At 29.9% G+C, this 16,321-nt stretch carries 22 protein-coding genes and 1 pseudogene; all 23 read left to right on the forward strand.

The window, feature by feature from the left end; translation table 11 throughout:
* Positions 1-6: 6 nt before the first annotated feature.
* The 23 genes and pseudogenes from infA to BHE82_RS01660 all read left to right on the forward strand — a co-directional run bounded on the left by infA (position 7) and on the right by BHE82_RS01660 (position 16,301).
* The gene (infA, locus tag BHE82_RS01545; protein WP_071345523.1) at positions 7-243 is read left to right on the forward strand and encodes a translation initiation factor IF-1; all 237 of its coding nucleotides are present in this window, start codon (positions 7-9) and stop codon (positions 241-243) included.
* A gap of 12 nt (positions 244-255) precedes the next feature.
* The gene (gene rpmJ / locus BHE82_RS01550) at positions 256-372 is read left to right on the forward strand and encodes a 50S ribosomal protein L36 (RefSeq protein WP_071345524.1); all 117 of its coding nucleotides are present in this window, start codon (positions 256-258) and stop codon (positions 370-372) included.
* 12 nt (positions 373-384) lie between these two features.
* Complete coding sequence (gene rpsM / locus BHE82_RS01555) at positions 385-750, forward strand: 30S ribosomal protein S13 (RefSeq protein WP_071345525.1); 366 nt, start codon at positions 385-387, stop codon at positions 748-750.
* A gap of 41 nt (positions 751-791) precedes the next feature.
* Positions 792-1,178, forward strand: a complete 387-nt coding sequence (gene rpsK, locus BHE82_RS01560) for a 30S ribosomal protein S11 (RefSeq protein ID WP_071345526.1) — start codon at positions 792-794, stop codon at positions 1,176-1,178.
* A 30-nt stretch (positions 1,179-1,208) separates the two neighbouring features.
* A complete protein-coding gene (locus BHE82_RS01565) occupies positions 1,209-2,201 on the forward strand; it encodes a DNA-directed RNA polymerase subunit alpha (RefSeq protein WP_071345527.1) in 993 nt (330 codons plus the stop codon).
* A 43-nt stretch (positions 2,202-2,244) separates the two neighbouring features.
* Positions 2,245-2,601: a 50S ribosomal protein L17 gene (rplQ, locus tag BHE82_RS01570; protein WP_011160603.1), complete on the forward strand. Its 357-nt coding sequence runs from the start codon at positions 2,245-2,247 to the stop codon at positions 2,599-2,601.
* Between the two features lie 169 nt (positions 2,602-2,770).
* Positions 2,771-3,502 carry a tRNA pseudouridine(38-40) synthase TruA gene (truA, locus tag BHE82_RS01575; protein ID WP_069028277.1) on the forward strand — a complete coding sequence of 244 codons (732 nt, stop codon included), beginning with the start codon at positions 2,771-2,773 and terminating at the stop codon, positions 3,500-3,502.
* Between the two features lie 47 nt (positions 3,503-3,549).
* Complete coding sequence (gene tmk, locus BHE82_RS01580) at positions 3,550-4,173, forward strand: dTMP kinase (protein WP_071345528.1); 624 nt, start codon at positions 3,550-3,552, stop codon at positions 4,171-4,173.
* Positions 4,170-5,159 carry a DNA polymerase III subunit delta' gene (locus BHE82_RS01585; protein ID WP_071345529.1) on the forward strand — a complete coding sequence of 330 codons (990 nt, stop codon included), beginning with the start codon at positions 4,170-4,172 and terminating at the stop codon, positions 5,157-5,159. The genes tmk and BHE82_RS01585 overlap by 4 nt, the downstream gene beginning before the upstream one ends.
* A gap of 49 nt (positions 5,160-5,208) precedes the next feature.
* Positions 5,209-6,066: a 16S rRNA (cytidine(1402)-2'-O)-methyltransferase gene (gene rsmI, locus BHE82_RS01590; RefSeq protein WP_071345530.1), complete on the forward strand. Its 858-nt coding sequence runs from the start codon at positions 5,209-5,211 to the stop codon at positions 6,064-6,066.
* An 84-nt stretch (positions 6,067-6,150) separates the two neighbouring features.
* Positions 6,151-7,713 (forward strand): methionine--tRNA ligase, encoded by a 1,563-nt coding sequence (metG, locus tag BHE82_RS01595; protein ID WP_071345531.1) that lies wholly within the window; start codon positions 6,151-6,153, stop codon positions 7,711-7,713.
* A gap of 331 nt (positions 7,714-8,044) precedes the next feature.
* Positions 8,045-8,608: pseudogene (locus BHE82_RS01600) on the forward strand (AAA family ATPase); the annotation flags it as partial.
* Between the two features lie 15 nt (positions 8,609-8,623).
* Positions 8,624-9,202: a hypothetical protein gene (locus tag BHE82_RS01605; protein ID WP_257608389.1), complete on the forward strand. Its 579-nt coding sequence runs from the start codon at positions 8,624-8,626 to the stop codon at positions 9,200-9,202.
* Positions 9,202-9,432, forward strand: a complete 231-nt coding sequence (locus BHE82_RS01610) for a hypothetical protein (RefSeq protein ID WP_071345534.1) — start codon at positions 9,202-9,204, stop codon at positions 9,430-9,432. The genes BHE82_RS01605 and BHE82_RS01610 overlap by 1 nt, the downstream gene beginning before the upstream one ends.
* A gap of 95 nt (positions 9,433-9,527) precedes the next feature.
* Positions 9,528-9,755 carry a hypothetical protein gene (locus tag BHE82_RS03120; protein ID WP_180365487.1) on the forward strand — a complete coding sequence of 76 codons (228 nt, stop codon included), beginning with the start codon at positions 9,528-9,530 and terminating at the stop codon, positions 9,753-9,755.
* Positions 9,756-10,096: 341 nt separating this feature from the next.
* On the forward strand, positions 10,097-10,414 hold the full coding sequence (locus BHE82_RS01625; RefSeq protein ID WP_069028269.1) for a thioredoxin family protein: 318 nt from the start codon (positions 10,097-10,099) through the stop codon (positions 10,412-10,414).
* A gap of 33 nt (positions 10,415-10,447) precedes the next feature.
* Positions 10,448-11,299, forward strand: coding sequence for a tRNA pseudouridine(55) synthase TruB (truB, locus tag BHE82_RS01630; protein WP_071345537.1), 852 nt, complete (start codon positions 10,448-10,450; stop codon positions 11,297-11,299).
* 118 nt (positions 11,300-11,417) lie between these two features.
* A complete protein-coding gene (locus BHE82_RS01635) occupies positions 11,418-12,155 on the forward strand; it encodes a pseudouridine synthase (protein ID WP_071345538.1) in 738 nt (245 codons plus the stop codon).
* A 45-nt stretch (positions 12,156-12,200) separates the two neighbouring features.
* Positions 12,201-12,866 (forward strand): (d)CMP kinase, encoded by a 666-nt coding sequence (cmk, locus tag BHE82_RS01640; protein ID WP_071345583.1) that lies wholly within the window; start codon positions 12,201-12,203, stop codon positions 12,864-12,866.
* Positions 12,867-14,303 carry a ribosome biogenesis GTPase Der gene (gene der, locus BHE82_RS01645; RefSeq protein WP_071345539.1) on the forward strand — a complete coding sequence of 479 codons (1,437 nt, stop codon included), beginning with the start codon at positions 12,867-12,869 and terminating at the stop codon, positions 14,301-14,303.
* 212 nt (positions 14,304-14,515) lie between these two features.
* Complete coding sequence (locus tag BHE82_RS01650) at positions 14,516-15,505, forward strand: NAD(P)H-dependent glycerol-3-phosphate dehydrogenase (RefSeq protein WP_071345584.1); 990 nt, start codon at positions 14,516-14,518, stop codon at positions 15,503-15,505.
* A 184-nt stretch (positions 15,506-15,689) separates the two neighbouring features.
* The gene (locus BHE82_RS01655) at positions 15,690-15,974 is read left to right on the forward strand and encodes an HU family DNA-binding protein (protein WP_071345540.1); all 285 of its coding nucleotides are present in this window, start codon (positions 15,690-15,692) and stop codon (positions 15,972-15,974) included.
* Between the two features lie 108 nt (positions 15,975-16,082).
* Complete coding sequence (locus BHE82_RS01660) at positions 16,083-16,301, forward strand: hypothetical protein (RefSeq protein ID WP_180365488.1); 219 nt, start codon at positions 16,083-16,085, stop codon at positions 16,299-16,301.
* The last annotated feature ends 20 nt before the right edge of the window (positions 16,302-16,321 follow it).

Consider the following 16,321-nt stretch of genomic DNA (forward strand, 5'->3'; position numbering starts at 1 on the left):
CTTTGAATGTCAAAAAACAATTTAAACGAAACTGAATCCAAAATTGAAATCGAAGCTAAAGTTGTTGAATTATTATCAAATGATAAATTTAAAGTAGAGCTTCCAAATAAAAAAACAATTATCGCTTATGTTTCTGGTAAAATACGTATCAACAACATACGCATTTTACCTGGTGATAAAGTAAGAATTGAATTATCACAATACGATCCTACACAAGCACGAATCACTTATCGTTTTAAGTAAGGAGAAAAGATTATGAAAGTTAGAGCTTCAGTTAAAAAACGCAGTGAAGATGATATCATTGTTCGTCGTAAAGGACGCGTTTATGTTATCAATAAAACAAATCGTAGACACAATCAAAGACAAGGATAAAAGGAGATATTTATGGCGCGAATTGCAGGAATAGATATTCCAAGCGATAAAAGAGTAGTAATTGCACTAACTTATATTTATGGTTTAGGCAATAAATTATCTCATAAAATTTTAAACGAGTTAAACATTGACCAAAATATTAGAGTTAAAAATTTAACCGAACAGCAATTATCAGCTTTACGTAGTGAAATTACTAAATACAACGTAGAAGGCGACCTAAGACGTGAAGTTACTTTAAATATTAAGCATTTAATGGAAATTGGAGCTTACAGAGGGCTACGCCACCGTAAAGGATTGCCTGTAAGAGGACAAAAAACCAGAAACAATGCTCACACTGTTAAAGGTAAACCTAAAGTAATTGCTGGTAAGAAAAAATAATAAAATTAACTAAATAATAAAAATAATAAAGGAGAAAGGCATTGGAAAGAAAAAAAACTACCAAACGCAAAGTTAAAAAAAATGTTCCTTTAGGAATTGCACATATTCATACCACTTTTAACAACACTATCGTTAATATCACTGATCTTAACGGTAATACTGTTATTTGGAGTAGTGCAGGTGTTGTGGGTTTTACAGGAATTCGTAAATCAACTCCCTTTGCAACACAATTAGCCGCTGAAGCAGTTGCCAAAGCAGCGATGGAACACGGAATGGTTAAAGTAGAAACTTTCATTACAGGACCAGGTCCCGGAAGAGAAGCAGCTATCCGTTCTTTGCAAGCAGCAGGATTAGAAATTATTGCTATTAAAGATGTTACTGCAGTACCACATAATGGTTGTCGACCGCCAAAACCTCCTAGAGGATAATAATCTTGTTCGACATTTCAAGGAGTAATTATGAAAAATATTAAATTTATTAAACCTTTTTTTGTTGAAGAAATTGATGAAAATCCCATTTCTGGGAAATTCACCATTAAACCTTTAGAAAGAGGATACGGCATTACTTTAGGAAACGCTCTAAGAAGAGTTTTGTTATCTTCTTTGCCTGGTACTGCTATTGTAAATGTTAAAATTCAAGGAGTAGAACAAGAATTTACCACTATTCCTGGCGTTTATGAAGATGTCATGACAATTATTTTAAATTTAAAAAAAATTGTTTTTGCCGTAGACGACGAATCAGATGATTTTGAAGAAAAACTAGAACTAATTGCCAAAGGATCACAACACCTAACCGCTTCTTCTTTCGAACTGCCTGCAGGAGTTAAAATCATCAACCCCGATCATTACATTACCACCCTTTCTGATGATGTTTGCTTTCATATGACAGTTACCATTAAAAAAGGCATTGGTTATGTTGGCGCCAAAGACAACAAAGTTCACGGCGAAAATCAAGTAGGCGTTATTGCAATTGATTCTTTATTTACTCCTGTTGTCAATGTTTCTTATCAAGTAGAAAAAAAAATAGGCAACAAAGACGAATTAACTATTGAAATTACCACTAACGGCGCTCTTTTAGCTAAAGAAGCTTTAGCAACTGCAGCTAGCATTTTAGTAGATCATTTTAATGTTTTAGTAGAATTAAGCCAAAAACCTGCTCATGTAGAATTTGTTTCTGAATCTAAAAAAGAAGCTCACAATTACGTACTAGATTTAGAAATTGAACAACTAGATTTATCTGTAAGGCTTTTTAACAGTCTTAAAAGAGCAGGGATTGACACAGTTGCTGCTTTAGTAAAATTAAGTGAAAAAGAAGTTGTCAAACTTAAAAGCTTAGGACGAAAATCTTTCCAAGAATTAAAAGATAAATTTTTAGAATACGGTTTAGAATTCAATGATTATCTTAAAGGAGCTTTGCATCACAGCGTTGAAGAAGACAAAGACAAACATTAAAACTAAAAAACACATTAGAAAATAGAAAGGACAGATAAATTTTATGCCTTTTAGCAAATTAGGACGCAATAAATCTCAAAGAAGAGCTTTGTTAAGAACTTTAATGACTGATTTAATTGTGCAAGAAAAAATTATGATAACTGAATCCAAAGCTAAAGAATTACAAAAATTAGCTGATAAAATGGTTACTTTATCTAAAAAAAATACTTTGCATACTAGACGCCAAGCCAAAAGACATCTTTTTGATGAAAAAATCAACGATGACACTACAGTTTTGCAAAAACTATTTAAAGATATCTCCTCTAAATATCTTGATCGTCAAGGTGGATATACTAGAGTTATTAAAACTGTTCCTCGTCGTGGTGATGGTGCTCCAATGGCAATTATTGCTTTTGTTTAATAACAATTAACCGAGCATTTTTAGGTTCTTGCTCAAAAAACTTAAATTATCAAAACCTTCTTATCTTAAGGATTAAGGAGGTTTTTTAATATTAACCCCTTTTTCTTCACTCCTTATTTCCCATTTTAAATTCTTAATAAATATTTTGTAGTTACACAAGGAGGCATTTTTGCAACACTTTTTTTATAAATTAATTTTAAGCTATGATGGCACTTGTTATTATGGATATCAAAAACAACCTCAAAAAATAACCGTGCAACAAACTTTTGAAAAAGCTTTAAAAAAAATGACCCATCAAAACATCCCTACTTTTGCAGCTAGTAGAACCGATAAAGGAGTCCATTCCCAAGGGCAAACCCTCCATTTCCAAACCACTTTTTTTCTAAAACCCACACATTTCCAAAAAACTCTTAATTATTTTTTGCCTCCTGATATTAGAGTTAGACAAATGAACTTTGCCACTCCTAATTTTCATGCTCGTTATTCAGCGAAATCAAAAATTTATCAATATGTTTTTTCCAAAAAACCTCTCAACGCTTTTAACCATCATTTTCAAATTTTTGCTGACAAACTTGATTTTGATAAAATCACCAAAGCCCTAAAATTTATTGAAGGCACCCATAATTTTTTTGCTTTTACTAGTGAGACCCAACCTAAAAATTTTTCTAAAACCATTTTTCAAGCCTTTCTCAAAGAAACTTTACATAAATATATTTTAGTTTTTCATGGAAACGGTTTTTTAAAATATATGATTCGTTTTTTGGTAGGAATTTTAATTGAAATTGGTAAAAATAAATTTTCTTTGGAACAATTTCAAGCGATGTTATTAGGCAACACAACTAAAAAAGCCACCCTTTTGGCTCCTGCTAAAGCCTTAGTTTTAAAAAAAATTTTTTATTGATTTTATGACAATAAATAAAAATACACAAAAAGGAGAATTTATACTAAATGTTTATTTCTTTTGAAGGTTGTGAAGGCACCGGAAAAACCACCCATTCACGTTATTTATTTGAAAAATTAAGTAAAAAATATTCGTGTGTTTTAACCAAAGAACCTGGTGGCGGTTTATTTAATGAAGTAATTAGAAATATTTTGTTGCATTCTTCTAACAAACAAATAGATTTCCACACTGAGGCTTTGTTATTTGCAGCAGATAGAGCAGAACATTTAAGCAAATTAATTATTCCTGCTTTACAACAAAACAAAATAGTTATTTGTGATCGTTATTTAGATTCGACTATAGCTTATCAAGTTTATGCTCGCGGTTTAAGTCAAGATTTTGTTTTAAATATTAATAATTTTGCTCTAAATTACATGCCCAAAATTACTTTTTATCTAGATTTAGACCCTAAAATAGGCATTCAAAGAGTCAAACAATTTAGACCTAAAGAAATTAATTCGTTTGATTTGCAAAAACTGTCTTTTCATAAAAAAGTACGCAAAGGCTACCTTGACCTTTGTCAAAAAGACCAACAAAAAAGAATTTTTTTAATTGATGCAAGCAAGCCCTTGGAAAACATTTATAACATCATTGAACAAAAACTCAAAGAAGTCTTTCAAATAGAATTATGAACAAAACCCAATCTTTGTTAGCCAAATTTAACCAAATTATTCAAAATAATAAACTCGCTCATCTTTATTTAGTTGTTGGCTCCACTCTTTCCCAACAAAAATTATTTGTTTTAGAACTTGCCTATCGTATTTTCAAACCTCATGACCCTCATCTTTTGACAAAAGATACCTTACTTAATTCGCAATACCCCAATTTTTATTATTTAACTAAACAAAACCATCTTTTTACCAAAGAACAAATTTTGCAATTTCAAAAAAACTTTTTGCAAACTTCTTTATTCGGAACCCAAAGAATTTATGTAATTGAAGAAATAGAAAAAATAACTACCCAAACTTCCAACAGTTTATTGCATTTTTTTGAAAATCCTTCCAACAACAATACTATAGGTTTTTTATTAACAAATAATTTAGAACAAGTTTTACCAACCATAGTTTCTCGTTGTCAAATTATTAATATCTCTGATACTATGGATGCAAAATCAAAAAATTTAGACTCTAAAACCAAATCCCAAATAGATGCTTTTGATTTTTCCTTAAGTAATTTAATAAATAAAAATTCCGATCAAATGGATTTATTTATTGCCAGCGATTATTATCAAAATTTTAAACAATTTTTTTTGGATTTTCTTATTCAATTCCCAAAAACAATTTCATTAAAATTAGCAGTTTTTGTCTCTCCTCTGCTTGCAAAACTTATCTCTTGTCCTCATTTTTTAAATGATTTTTTATCAGTGTTATTACGTTTTTTTTCTGATATTTTATATGAAAAAACACCTAACTCCAAAACACCCATTTATTTTTCCAAAACACAAATTTTAACAAATCCAGAATATCAAAAATACTATCAAACCCTACCTCTTCCAACCACTTTTAATATTTTAAAAATTATTCACCAAATTTACAAAAAAAAATATATATTATCTAATCAAGAAAATCTTTTCATGGCTTTGTTAATTCAATTAGAAGCCCAAAGACTTTCATTTTAAATCTTTAAAAATTTGCACACACCCAAACCCAACAAATAAGGTAAAAAATATGTTATTTCAACAAAAAAGTTTTTGCAACGCCAAACCTACTTTATATTTGGTAGCAACTCCCATAGGCAATTTAGAAGACATCACCTTAAGAGCACTTGCCACTTTAAAAGAAGTTTTTTTAATTTTAGCAGAAGATACTAGAAGAGCCAAAAAACTTTTACACACTTATCAAATCCAAACACCTTTACTTTCTTATTATGAACACAATCAAACAAGAAGGCTACCTCAAATTTTAGAACTTTTATCACAAGGAAAAAATATTGCCTTAATTAGTGATGCAGGCACTCCTCTTATTAGCGATCCTGGGTTTTCTTTGGTTTGTGAAGTGCAAAAACATGGTTTTAATGTGGTAGCGATTCCAGGAGTATCTGCTTTTTTAACTGCTTTTATGACTTCTGCCATCCCCTCACCTTTTATCTTTTTGGCTTTTTTACCCCGTTTGTCTCAAGCTTTGGAAAAATATTTACTCCAATATAAAAACACCTCAGAAAGCCTTGTTATTTACGAATCTCCTCATAGAATTAAAAAGACTTTACTTTTAATACATAAATTATATGGTAATAGAAAAATTTCTTTAGCGCGCGAATTGACTAAAAAATTCGAAACCATTATCAATGGCAATCTTGACTCTATTTTAGAATTTGATTTAATTAATAAGGGCGAATATGTCATTGTTGTTGCAGGCAACCCCAACCCCAACGAACATTTGCTTGCTCTAAGCATAAACGATCACGTTCTTTTTTACCTTAAATTAGGCTTTAACGAAAAAGAGGCTTTTAGCAAAGTTGCTCAAGAAAGAAACATTACCAAAAAAGAAATTTATCACCAATACAAAATCAAAAACCCCCAATCTTGATTTGATTCCCCAAACCACATGCAGATTTTTCCCAACAAACCACAATTAAAAAATATTTTTGTCACCATTTATTTAAGGAGTTTTATGAAAACAACCCCCAACCAAAAACCTAAATTTTTTCTTTCCACAGCAATTGCCTATGCTTCTGGCATTCCGCACATTGGAAACGTTTACGAATCTATTTTAGCTGATGCCATTGCTCGTTTCAAACGCCTAGAAGGATTTGATGTTTTGTTTCAAACAGGAACCGATGAACACGGACAAAAAATTGCTGCCAAAGCTTTGCAACAAGGCAAAAATCCCCAAGAATACGTAGACCAAATATCTTTGGAAATTAAAAGAATTTATGATTTAATGCAAGTAAGTTACGATAAATTTGTAAAAACTACCAATCCCCACCACAAACAAACAGTTCAAGCCATCTTTTACAAGTTATGGCAACAAGGAGATATTTATTTAGGAAAATATCAAGGGCTTTATTCAGTTGCTGAAGAATCTTATGTGTCTGCCAAAGATTTAATTGATGGAAAAACTTTTAATGGTGAAACTCCTATTTTAATCAGCGAAGAAACTTATTTTTTTAAGCTTTCCAAATATCAAGCCCAGTTATTGCAATATTTAGAAAACAATCCCTCCTTAATTAAACCTGATGCCCAAAGAAAAGAGCTGTTAAATTTATTAAAAGAACCATTAGCAGATTTGTCTGTTTCTAGAACTTCTTTCAAGTGGGGCATTCCCGTTCCTTTTGATCCCAAACACGTTATTTATGTTTGGATTGATGCTCTAAGCAATTATCTAACCGGACTAGACTACAATCCTACATCCAAAAATAGTCAGTTTAATCGATATTGGCCCTGTGATATGCATGTTATTGGTAAAGATATTTTAAGGTTTCACCTTATCTACTGGCCTATTTTATTGATGGCACTTGAAATTTCACTACCCAAACAGTTTTTAACCCATCCATGGATTTTGTTTGATAAAAATAAAATGTCTAAATCTAAAGGTAACGTTTTGTACGTTGATGATTTATTAAAATATTTTCCGATTGATTCCATTCGTTATTTTGTTCTATCAGAAATTCCTTATGCTCAAGATGGTAATATCACTTATGAATTGTTAGTAGAAAGGCACAATAGTGACCTAGCTAATGTTTTGGGAAATTTAGTTCATAGAGTTTTTGGGATGGTAAAAAGTTATCGCCAAAATAATTTATCCAAAACTTTAATTACAACTAATTTAGATCCCAAATTTGATTTATCCAAACAAGCTTTAGCAACTCTTCCTTTGGTTCGTCTCAAAATGCAAGATTGTAAAGTAGGAGATGCCTTGAAAGAAATTATGAATTTGGCTCGTTTTGCTAATAAATACATTGATTTTGTAGAACCTTGGAATTTATTTAAAAATCCTGAAAAACAACAACTATTAGACCACACACTATATTCTTTGGTAGAAACTTTAAGGTTTTTAGGAGTTTTATTGCAACCTTTTTTGCCTCAAACTGCTCATAAAATTTTAACTCAACTCAAAAACTCTGATATTACTTTTGAAAGTTTAGATACTTTCGGGCTTCTTTCAACTCAAAAATTAGATAATTATCATATTTTATTTAATCGTTTGGAAATTGATGAAGTTTTACCTAGATAATTAAATTATTAACACACAATAATTTTATTTATTTTAATGAGTTTGCACTTTTTTGAAACTTCTTTATATTATTACATTTATATGTTCACATTTAAAATAATGAATTCATAATTAATTTTCATTTCTCGAAGAATGGGTATGGCTCCAATGATTATAATTTTAAAAAAGAACTTTTTGCGATGTTGCCTGATCCTTTTTATAATATCTTTTTGGAATTATTTTCTTTTTGCAAATTTAATGTTAAAAGGGGTAATACCCAAAAAAACTAATCCAGAAAAAGAATCCGAACAACCACAATCACACGGATTTTGAGCCAATCTCAAGTGAAACTAAATTTAATGATGTGGCAGGGATGGAAGAAGAAAAACAACTTCTCCAACGTTTTATTGATTTTTTAAAAGAACCTAAAAAATATCATGAAGCAGGAGACAAAATTCCTAAAGGAATTTTGTTTTATGGACCTCCAGGAACAGGAAAAACCTTACTTGCAAAAGCTCTTGCAGGCGAATCAGACGCATCCTTTTATGCTTTTAGTGGTACTGATTTTTTGCAAAGAATTCATGGTGATGGTGCTAAAAAATTAAGAGATTTGTTTGAAAAAACAAAAACCCATAAAACAAGCATTATTTTTATTGATGAAATTGATTCTTTTGGTATTGCTAGAAAAGATAGCCAAAAAGAAAAAGAAATAACTACAGAATTATTAAATCAAATGGATGGGATTAAATCCAAAGATAATGAAAATAATGTCATTGTGATAGCTGCTACTAACAGAGTAGAATCTCTAGATTCTGCCTTGCTTCGTCCAGGACGTTTTGTTTATGTAGTTAATGTTTTGCTCCCTGACCTTAAAGCAAGAAAAGCTATTTTAAAATTATGTACTAAAGGCAAATAAATAGCTGATGAGGATATTAATTTAGAACAATTATCCCAAGAAACCCAAGGATTAAGTGGTGCTCAACTCAAAGCCATTTTAAATGAGGCTTCAATGCTTCAAGCAGAAGAAAACAAAGAACAAGAATTGCAAAAAATTTCTTCTGAAACAATTATTCAAGCTAAAGAAAACGTTTTATTAGGGATAACAAATTCTTCCAAAACATATAATCACAAAGAAAAAGAAATTGTTGCTACTCATGCAGCTGCTAAAATAATTATCAGCCAAGTCAAAAATACTCATTTTTTAAGTTCGGTTTCTTTAATTCCACGCTCTTCGGATAAAATATTGACTTTATTTGCTAAAGAACAGACCCCTAATATTTTATTAAAAGAAACTTTAATCCAAGAAATTACCATTCTTTTAGCAGGAAAAGTTGCTGAAGAAGTGATTTGCGAAAAAACTATTGATAAAGCTTGTTCTGATTTTGTTGAGGCTTTCCACAAATCCCAAGAACTAACACGTTTTTTTGGTTATAATTCGATATCAGTTAAAGATAAAGAAGATTTACAAAGAGATATTTTAAAAAATGTTTTTCTTATGCCAAAGCTTTAGTGAAATTAAATAAACCTTTAATTAAAGAATTATCTCAAAAATTACAAGAACAAAATATCACTCCAATGCCACAAATTAAAGAATTTTTACAAAACAAACAAATAAAAGATATGAAAGAAATTAAAATTCAACCATTCCAACCTGCAAAAGGTTTTAACAAAACTACTATTTGGCATTTTATTTTCACTTTGCTTTTTTTGTCCTTTTTCTTTTATTATCAACAATTTTAATTTTTAAAACCATTTATTGGTTGTTTGCTATTCCTAAAAATTATTTTATTTTCAAGAAAAAAATTATCACCCCTTTTTTAATTGTGGTAAGTTTGATGTTTTCTATTTTGTTGTTTTCTTTTGATTGCTATCATCATTTGCCTTTTATAAATGCCACTTCCAACATTACTGTTTCTGATTTATTGAATAAAATTGATAATTATAAAACCAAAAAAATTACTTATGTTGCTAAAAATAGTTGGCTGGAAGGTTTTTATTACCATATCAAATTAATTGATAAAAATGGAGTCCCTTTTTATTGCAAACTAAAACCTATTTCTTAAAACATTTTGGAACAAAAAATAGCTTCTCTTAAATACAAAGATTTTATTTTCCAAGAAGAAAAATATTTTGATTGGGTAAACTTATTAATTAAAATAATCCTTTCTTTGTCTTCATTTGTTTTTTTGCTTTATGGTTGCCTTAACATTAAATGGATTAGAAAACAATTCTCAAACGAACAAATTTCCAAAAAAAATATGATTCATAAAAATGCATTTTTTCATTTTGTTTTAAAAATTAAAATAACTAAAACATATCTTTATTAATTAACATTTTTTAAATTATAATAAATGGTGTATGCCAAAACCCAAACCCCAAAAAAACAAAAGGAGTTTTAAATATAATGAGTAATTTAATGAATTATCAAGGACAAGATTTTAAAACCATAACTGCCACACAACAATTGGTAGTTGTTGATTTTTTTGCTACATGGTGTCCTCCATGTCAAAGATTATTGCCTGTTTTGGATGAAGTTTGCCTTTTAGAAAAAGACATTCTTTTTTACAAAGTAGACGTTGATTTTTTTAGACAATTAGCATTAGAAAAAGGCGTTTCTGGTTTCCCCACCCTTATTTTATACAAAGATAAAAAAGAATTAGCAAGACATAGTGGGTTTCTAAATAAAGAAGACTTGCTTAAATTTTTACATTCTTATAAATAATTTTACCACAAACCGAAAGCAAAATCAAACGTTATGAACGGATTTTTTTTAGTCAACAAACCAGAAAAGATGACATCACATGATGTAGTTTTTCAAATTAAAAAAAAATTTCATTTTGACAAAGTAGGACACACAGGAACTCTTGATCCTTTAGCCTCAGGACTTTTAATTATTTGTGTGGGTAAAGCCACTAAACTGGCTTTTTTGTTCGATAAACTATCAAAAACTTATCAAGGAACCTTTCTTTTTAATAAACATTATGATACTTTGGATGTGACAGGTAAATTGTTGGATACCAAAAACACCCCTTTAACTGATTGTACCATCCAAAAAAGTTTTGCATCTTTTCATCAAAAAAAGTATTTGCAAATACCTCCTATGTTTTCAGCAGTTAAAATTAAAGGAAAAAAAATGTATCGTTTAGCACGCAAAAATCAAGTTGTAGATATTCCTCCAAGAGAAGTTTTTATTCATCATTTTGAAAAAACATCTTTGCTTTGTCGCGACCAAGTAGATTTTTTGGCACATGTTTCCAAAGGAACTTATATTAGAAGTCTTGCGCGTGATCTAGCTTTGCAATTAAATACTTATGGTGCTCTTCTTCATTTGCAAAGAACTGAAATTGGCACGCATTTATTACAAAACGCTAAAAATATTGAAAATTTAGAACTCAATGATTTGATTTTGGATAGTACTTTTTTTGCTGCTTACGATGAACTTATTTTAAATGATTATTTAATTAAGTTAGTAAAAAACGGCACTCATTTAGACCAAAGACAAATAACTACTAAAAAACCTTTTATAGTTAAAGATAGTAATAAAAATTTTGTTGCTTATTATGATACCTTGGATGAAAATAAATACTATCCGCGTTATTTTTTTTAATTTGTAATATTTTTAATTATTAACTATTAGAAAAACAAAAGACATTTTTGAACAATATTTTAATAATAAGTTTTTAAACATCAAACCACACAATCAAGTAAGGAAGGATTGGAAAATAATGCAAAGATTACAAAAAGTTTTGGCTTATGCAAATGTGGCATCTAGAAGAAAAGCAGAAATTTTAATTTTGAAAAAACGCATTAAAGTTAATGGCAAAATTATTTCTGAATTAGGAACTAAAGTATCTTCCAGCGACATTATAACTTTGGATGACAAACCGATCACCAAAACCACTTATTCTTATTTTTTGCTCAACAAGCCCAATGGATTTCTTTCCACTGCCAAAGACAATAAAAAACGCCCTACTGTTTTGGATTTAATCGAAGAAGCAAGCATACAAAGATTATATCCGATAGGACGTCTTGATTTTAATACTACAGGACTACTTTTAATTACTAATGACGGCGATCTTACTCAAAAATTAACCCATCCTTCCTTTTGTATTCCTAAAGAATATCATGTTAAAATTAATGCTTGTTTGCAAAAAAAAGACCTTGCCACATTCCGCAAAGGAATTATCATTGATAAAAATTATTTGGCTGTTTGTAAAGAAATTGATATTTTGAAAAGTTCTTATACACCCAAACCTTCTACTTGGTTAAAGCTAGTAATAACTGAAGGAAAAAACAGGCAAGTTCGTAAAATGATGCAAGCTTTAGGCTATCAAGTTTTAAAGCTAAAACGTTATCGTTATTCTTTTTTAACTATTGAAAATCTCACAATAGGTGCTTATCGCCCTTTAAAAATTCATGAAATTAAAAAATTAAAAACCTTAACTACTCAAATACTGCATTAATTTAGTAAATTTAAGATCACTATAAGGAGTTAGTTATATATGCATATGAAAAGTTTTAAAATCGCCATTGATGGTCCGGCAGGTTCTGGCAAAAGCACTATTAGTAAAAAGTTGTCCCAAAAATTAGGTTGGAATCACATCGATACTGGAGCAATGTTTCGGGCACTAACTTTATATTTGTTAGAAAATGAAGTTTCATGGAATCATGAAAAAAGTCTTAATCAAGCTTTAGATAAAATCAATCTTTCTTATTCTTGTAATAAAATTTTTCTTAATCAAGAAGACGTTTCTTTAAAAATTAAGTCTTTGGACGTCGAAAAACATGTCTCTTCAGTAGCTTTAATTCCTGCTGTAAGAACTAAATTATTGAAATTGCAAAAAGAAATTTGTGCCAATACTCCTAATTTAATTATGGATGGAAGAGATATTGGAACAGTTGTAATGCCAGATGCTAATTTAAAAATTTTTCTTACTGCCAACATTACTAAAAGAGCTTTGAGAAAACAACAACAAGATGCCCAAAAAGGAAAAATCACAGACATTGCTCAAATTATGAAACAACTCAAGGAACGCGATCATAAAGATTATCATCGCCAACTTGCTCCCTTATCTAAAGCTTTAGATGCCATTTTACTAGATACTACCGAATTATCAATTGATGAAGTAATTGCCAAAATTATTGCCTTAATTGATAAAAAAAGGAGAACTTAAATGTCTTTTAAAATTGCTATTGTGGGTCGTCCTAATGTTGGCAAATCAAGTTTGTTTAACCGCATTATTGGGAAAAGACACGCTATTACTCATCAAAAAGCAGGCATTACTCGGGACCGCATTTATGCTACTGCCGAGTGGCTTACTAAAACATTTGGAGTTATTGATACGGGCGGTATCGAAATTCAATCAACTCCTTTTTTGGAACAAATTAAATTACAAGCTCAACTTGCAGTTGATGAAGCTGATGTAATTGTTTTTGTAGTTGATGGGAAAACAGGACTTACTCAAAATGACATTTATTTAGCTAAACTTTTGTATAAAACTAAAAAACCAGTTCTTTTGGCAGTTAATAAAATTGACAACCACAATTTATTATCTAACACTTATGAATTTTATGCTCTGGGATTTGATACTCCTTTTGCAATTAGTACTCAACATGGTATAGGTATAGGTGATTTGTTAGATAAAATTGTTTTTCTTATGCGCGATGCTGCTTTAATTTCTGATTCTTCATTTTTAGAAGACCTTCCAATAGATACACCTTTGCACCCCCCCACTTCCGAATTTAATTATGAAATCCCACAAAAACAACTGTTAGAACCAGAACAAAACCAAAACCAAGAAAAAGACAACAACATTATTAAATTTTGTGTTGTGGGACGCCCAAACGTTGGCAAATCAACCCTTACTAATTCTCTTTTAGCATCCCAAAGAATGATTGTCTCTGATATGGCAGGAACTACCACCGATGCTGTTGATACTTTTTTTGAAAATGATGGGCAAAAATACCAAATTATTGACACTGCAGGTATTAAAAAAAGAGGTAAAATTTATGAACAAGAAGACAAATACAGTGTTTTGCGTGCTTTAGGTGCTTTGGAAAAAGCAGATATTGCTTGTTTAGTTTTAGATGCTAAAGAAGGTATTTTAGAACAAGATAAAAATATTGCAGGGTTTATTTTAGAACATCATAAAGCTTGCATTATTATTGTCAATAAATGGGATTTGTTAGAAAAAGATACCAATACCCTAAAGAACTTTGAGCAAAAAATTCGTCAAGAGTTTGTTTTTTTATCTTATGCGCCTGTTATTTTCTTATCAGCTTTGAAAAAAAGTCGTCTTACTCAAATTTTTGCTATTTTAAAACGAGTTTTTAACAATTATAAAAGTCAGTTTAGCACTAGTCTTTTAAACGATATTTTACAAGAAGCAACTCTTATAACTCCTCCCACTTTCTTTAATCAAAAAAAAGCTAAGTTTCAATATATTTTTCAAACTAAAACCAAAGCTCCTGAATTTCTTTGTTTTGTTAATGACCCTAAACATATTCATTTTTCTTATGAAAGATTTTTAAAAAATCAATTTAGAAAAAGCCTTGATTTAGAAGGAACACCCCTCAAAATTATTTTTCATAAAAAAAAGTCTAATTTTTAAAACTATTTTGAATCCCTCTTTTTCTCCTTCCCCTTCTTTTTTCATTTTGTTTGCAAGTATTTTATTATTTGTTCTTATTTTGTGATTTAATTATAGTGGTTGAAAAAAATTCAACCTTATTTTTAATTATCAAAAAAACTTTTGTCATTTTTGCTGTAACTTTTTTCATGACCGTTTTTGCTATTTTGATTACAAGAAAGAAGCTATATTTTATGAAAATTACTATTATTGGCAGTGGTGCTTGGGGTTCTACTTTGGCACAAGTTTTAACTGATAACAACAATCAAGTTTTACTCTATGACACTAACCTTTCTTATGTGGAAAAAATAAATCAAGGGAAACATCCCATTTTTAATGATCCACTAGTAAATGTTAAAGCAGTTTCTTGCCTTAAACAAGCTCTTGATTATTCTGATTTGATAGTTTTGGCAGTTCCTATGAAATTTATGCGTCATCTTCTCAAACAATTTGCCCTTATGTTAACTACTCCCAAATCGTTTGTCAATGTTTCTAAAGGTATTGAACCTTTAACTTTTTTGCGTGTTTCTGAAATTGTCAAACAAGTTATTCCTGCCCCTCTTTTAGCTAATTTTGCTTCCTTAATGGGTCCATCGCATGCTGAAGAAGTTATTTTACGCAAATTAACTCTGTTAACTGCAGCTTCTTCCAATCCCGCTTTTGCCTTGGAAATTCAAAAATTATTTTCTTGCCCTAATTATTTGAAAGTATATACTTCTTCTGATTTGGTAGGAAATGAAATTTGCAGTGCTTTTAAAAATGTTTTAGCCCTTATTAATGGTATTTTAGTAGCCAAGAACTTTGGAATTAATTCTCAAGCAGCTTTGATGAGTCGTGGTATTTTAGAAATGTCGCGGTTAGTTACTTTTTATCAAGGAAATCCCCAAACCGTTTTAGGACTTCCAGGATTAGGTGATTTAATTGCGACTGCTTTTAGCAAATACTCCAGAAATTTTAATGCTGGTGCTAAAATTGCTGCAGGCATTACTTACCAACAAATTATTGACTCTTCTTTGCAAACCATCGAAGGATTCCAAACTCTTAATGCTTTTTATCAATTGCAATTAAAACATAATTTAGATCTGCCCATTATTCAAGCCTCTTATCAATTAATTTTTGAATCAAAACCCTTTTACACTGTTTTTGAAACTTTAATGCAAAGACCTTTCAAAAGTGAATTCTAAATTATTTTTGACCCACCCACCATTTTTTAATTCATTTTGCAAACACCCCCGCAGTCAATTAAGAATAAAATGCAAATAATTACCAATAATTACCAATAATTTCAAATAATTGTTGGTTTTCGCTTGTAAATTATTTTTTTGATGTTATAATAAGTACGTAAATAAAAAGAAAAGGAGGCAAAAAATGAACAAATTAGAATTTTTAAGAAAATTAGCTGAAAAAAATGGCGTTAGTCAAAAAGAAGCTGATAAATTTCTTAATAACTTTATTGAAGTTATTTCTCAAAGTCTTCAAGAATTCAAAGAAGATGAAAAAGTTACTTTAACAGGTTTTGGCACCTTTGAAGTAAAACACAGAAGTGCTCGCGAAGGAAAAAATCCAAGAACTGGTAAAACTATTGACATTCCAGCTAAAAAGGTTCCTACTTTCAAATTCAGCAAAAGTTTTAAAGATCTTTTCGTTGTTTAAAATCTTTACTATTAAGTTTTTTAATATTTTACAATAAAAAAACAAACTAGTTAGTTTGTTTTTTTATTTACACTTTTTGATAAAGTGAACCCATAAGGAAGTAGGTTAGTGCTTTTGCAACCCACAGCTAAAAATTATTTAATAGGAACTCGCGCCAAAGTTCAAAACGAACCCCAAATAGCAGTTATTACTCGCATTGATTATCAAAGAGGTTTTATTTACTTGTTATTTAAAAGAATGAGAGAAGAAAAATATCCTTTTCCCCAAGCCTTAGAACAAAACATTATTCAACCTATTGTTTCTAAAAATAAATCTCATCAGCAATAATTTATCATTAATCAAATTTA

The sequence above is a fragment of the Rice orange leaf phytoplasma genome, assembly GCF_001866375.1.
In the GTDB taxonomy this organism is placed as follows: Bacteria; Bacillota_I; Bacilli_A; order Acholeplasmatales; family Acholeplasmataceae; genus Phytoplasma; species Phytoplasma asteris.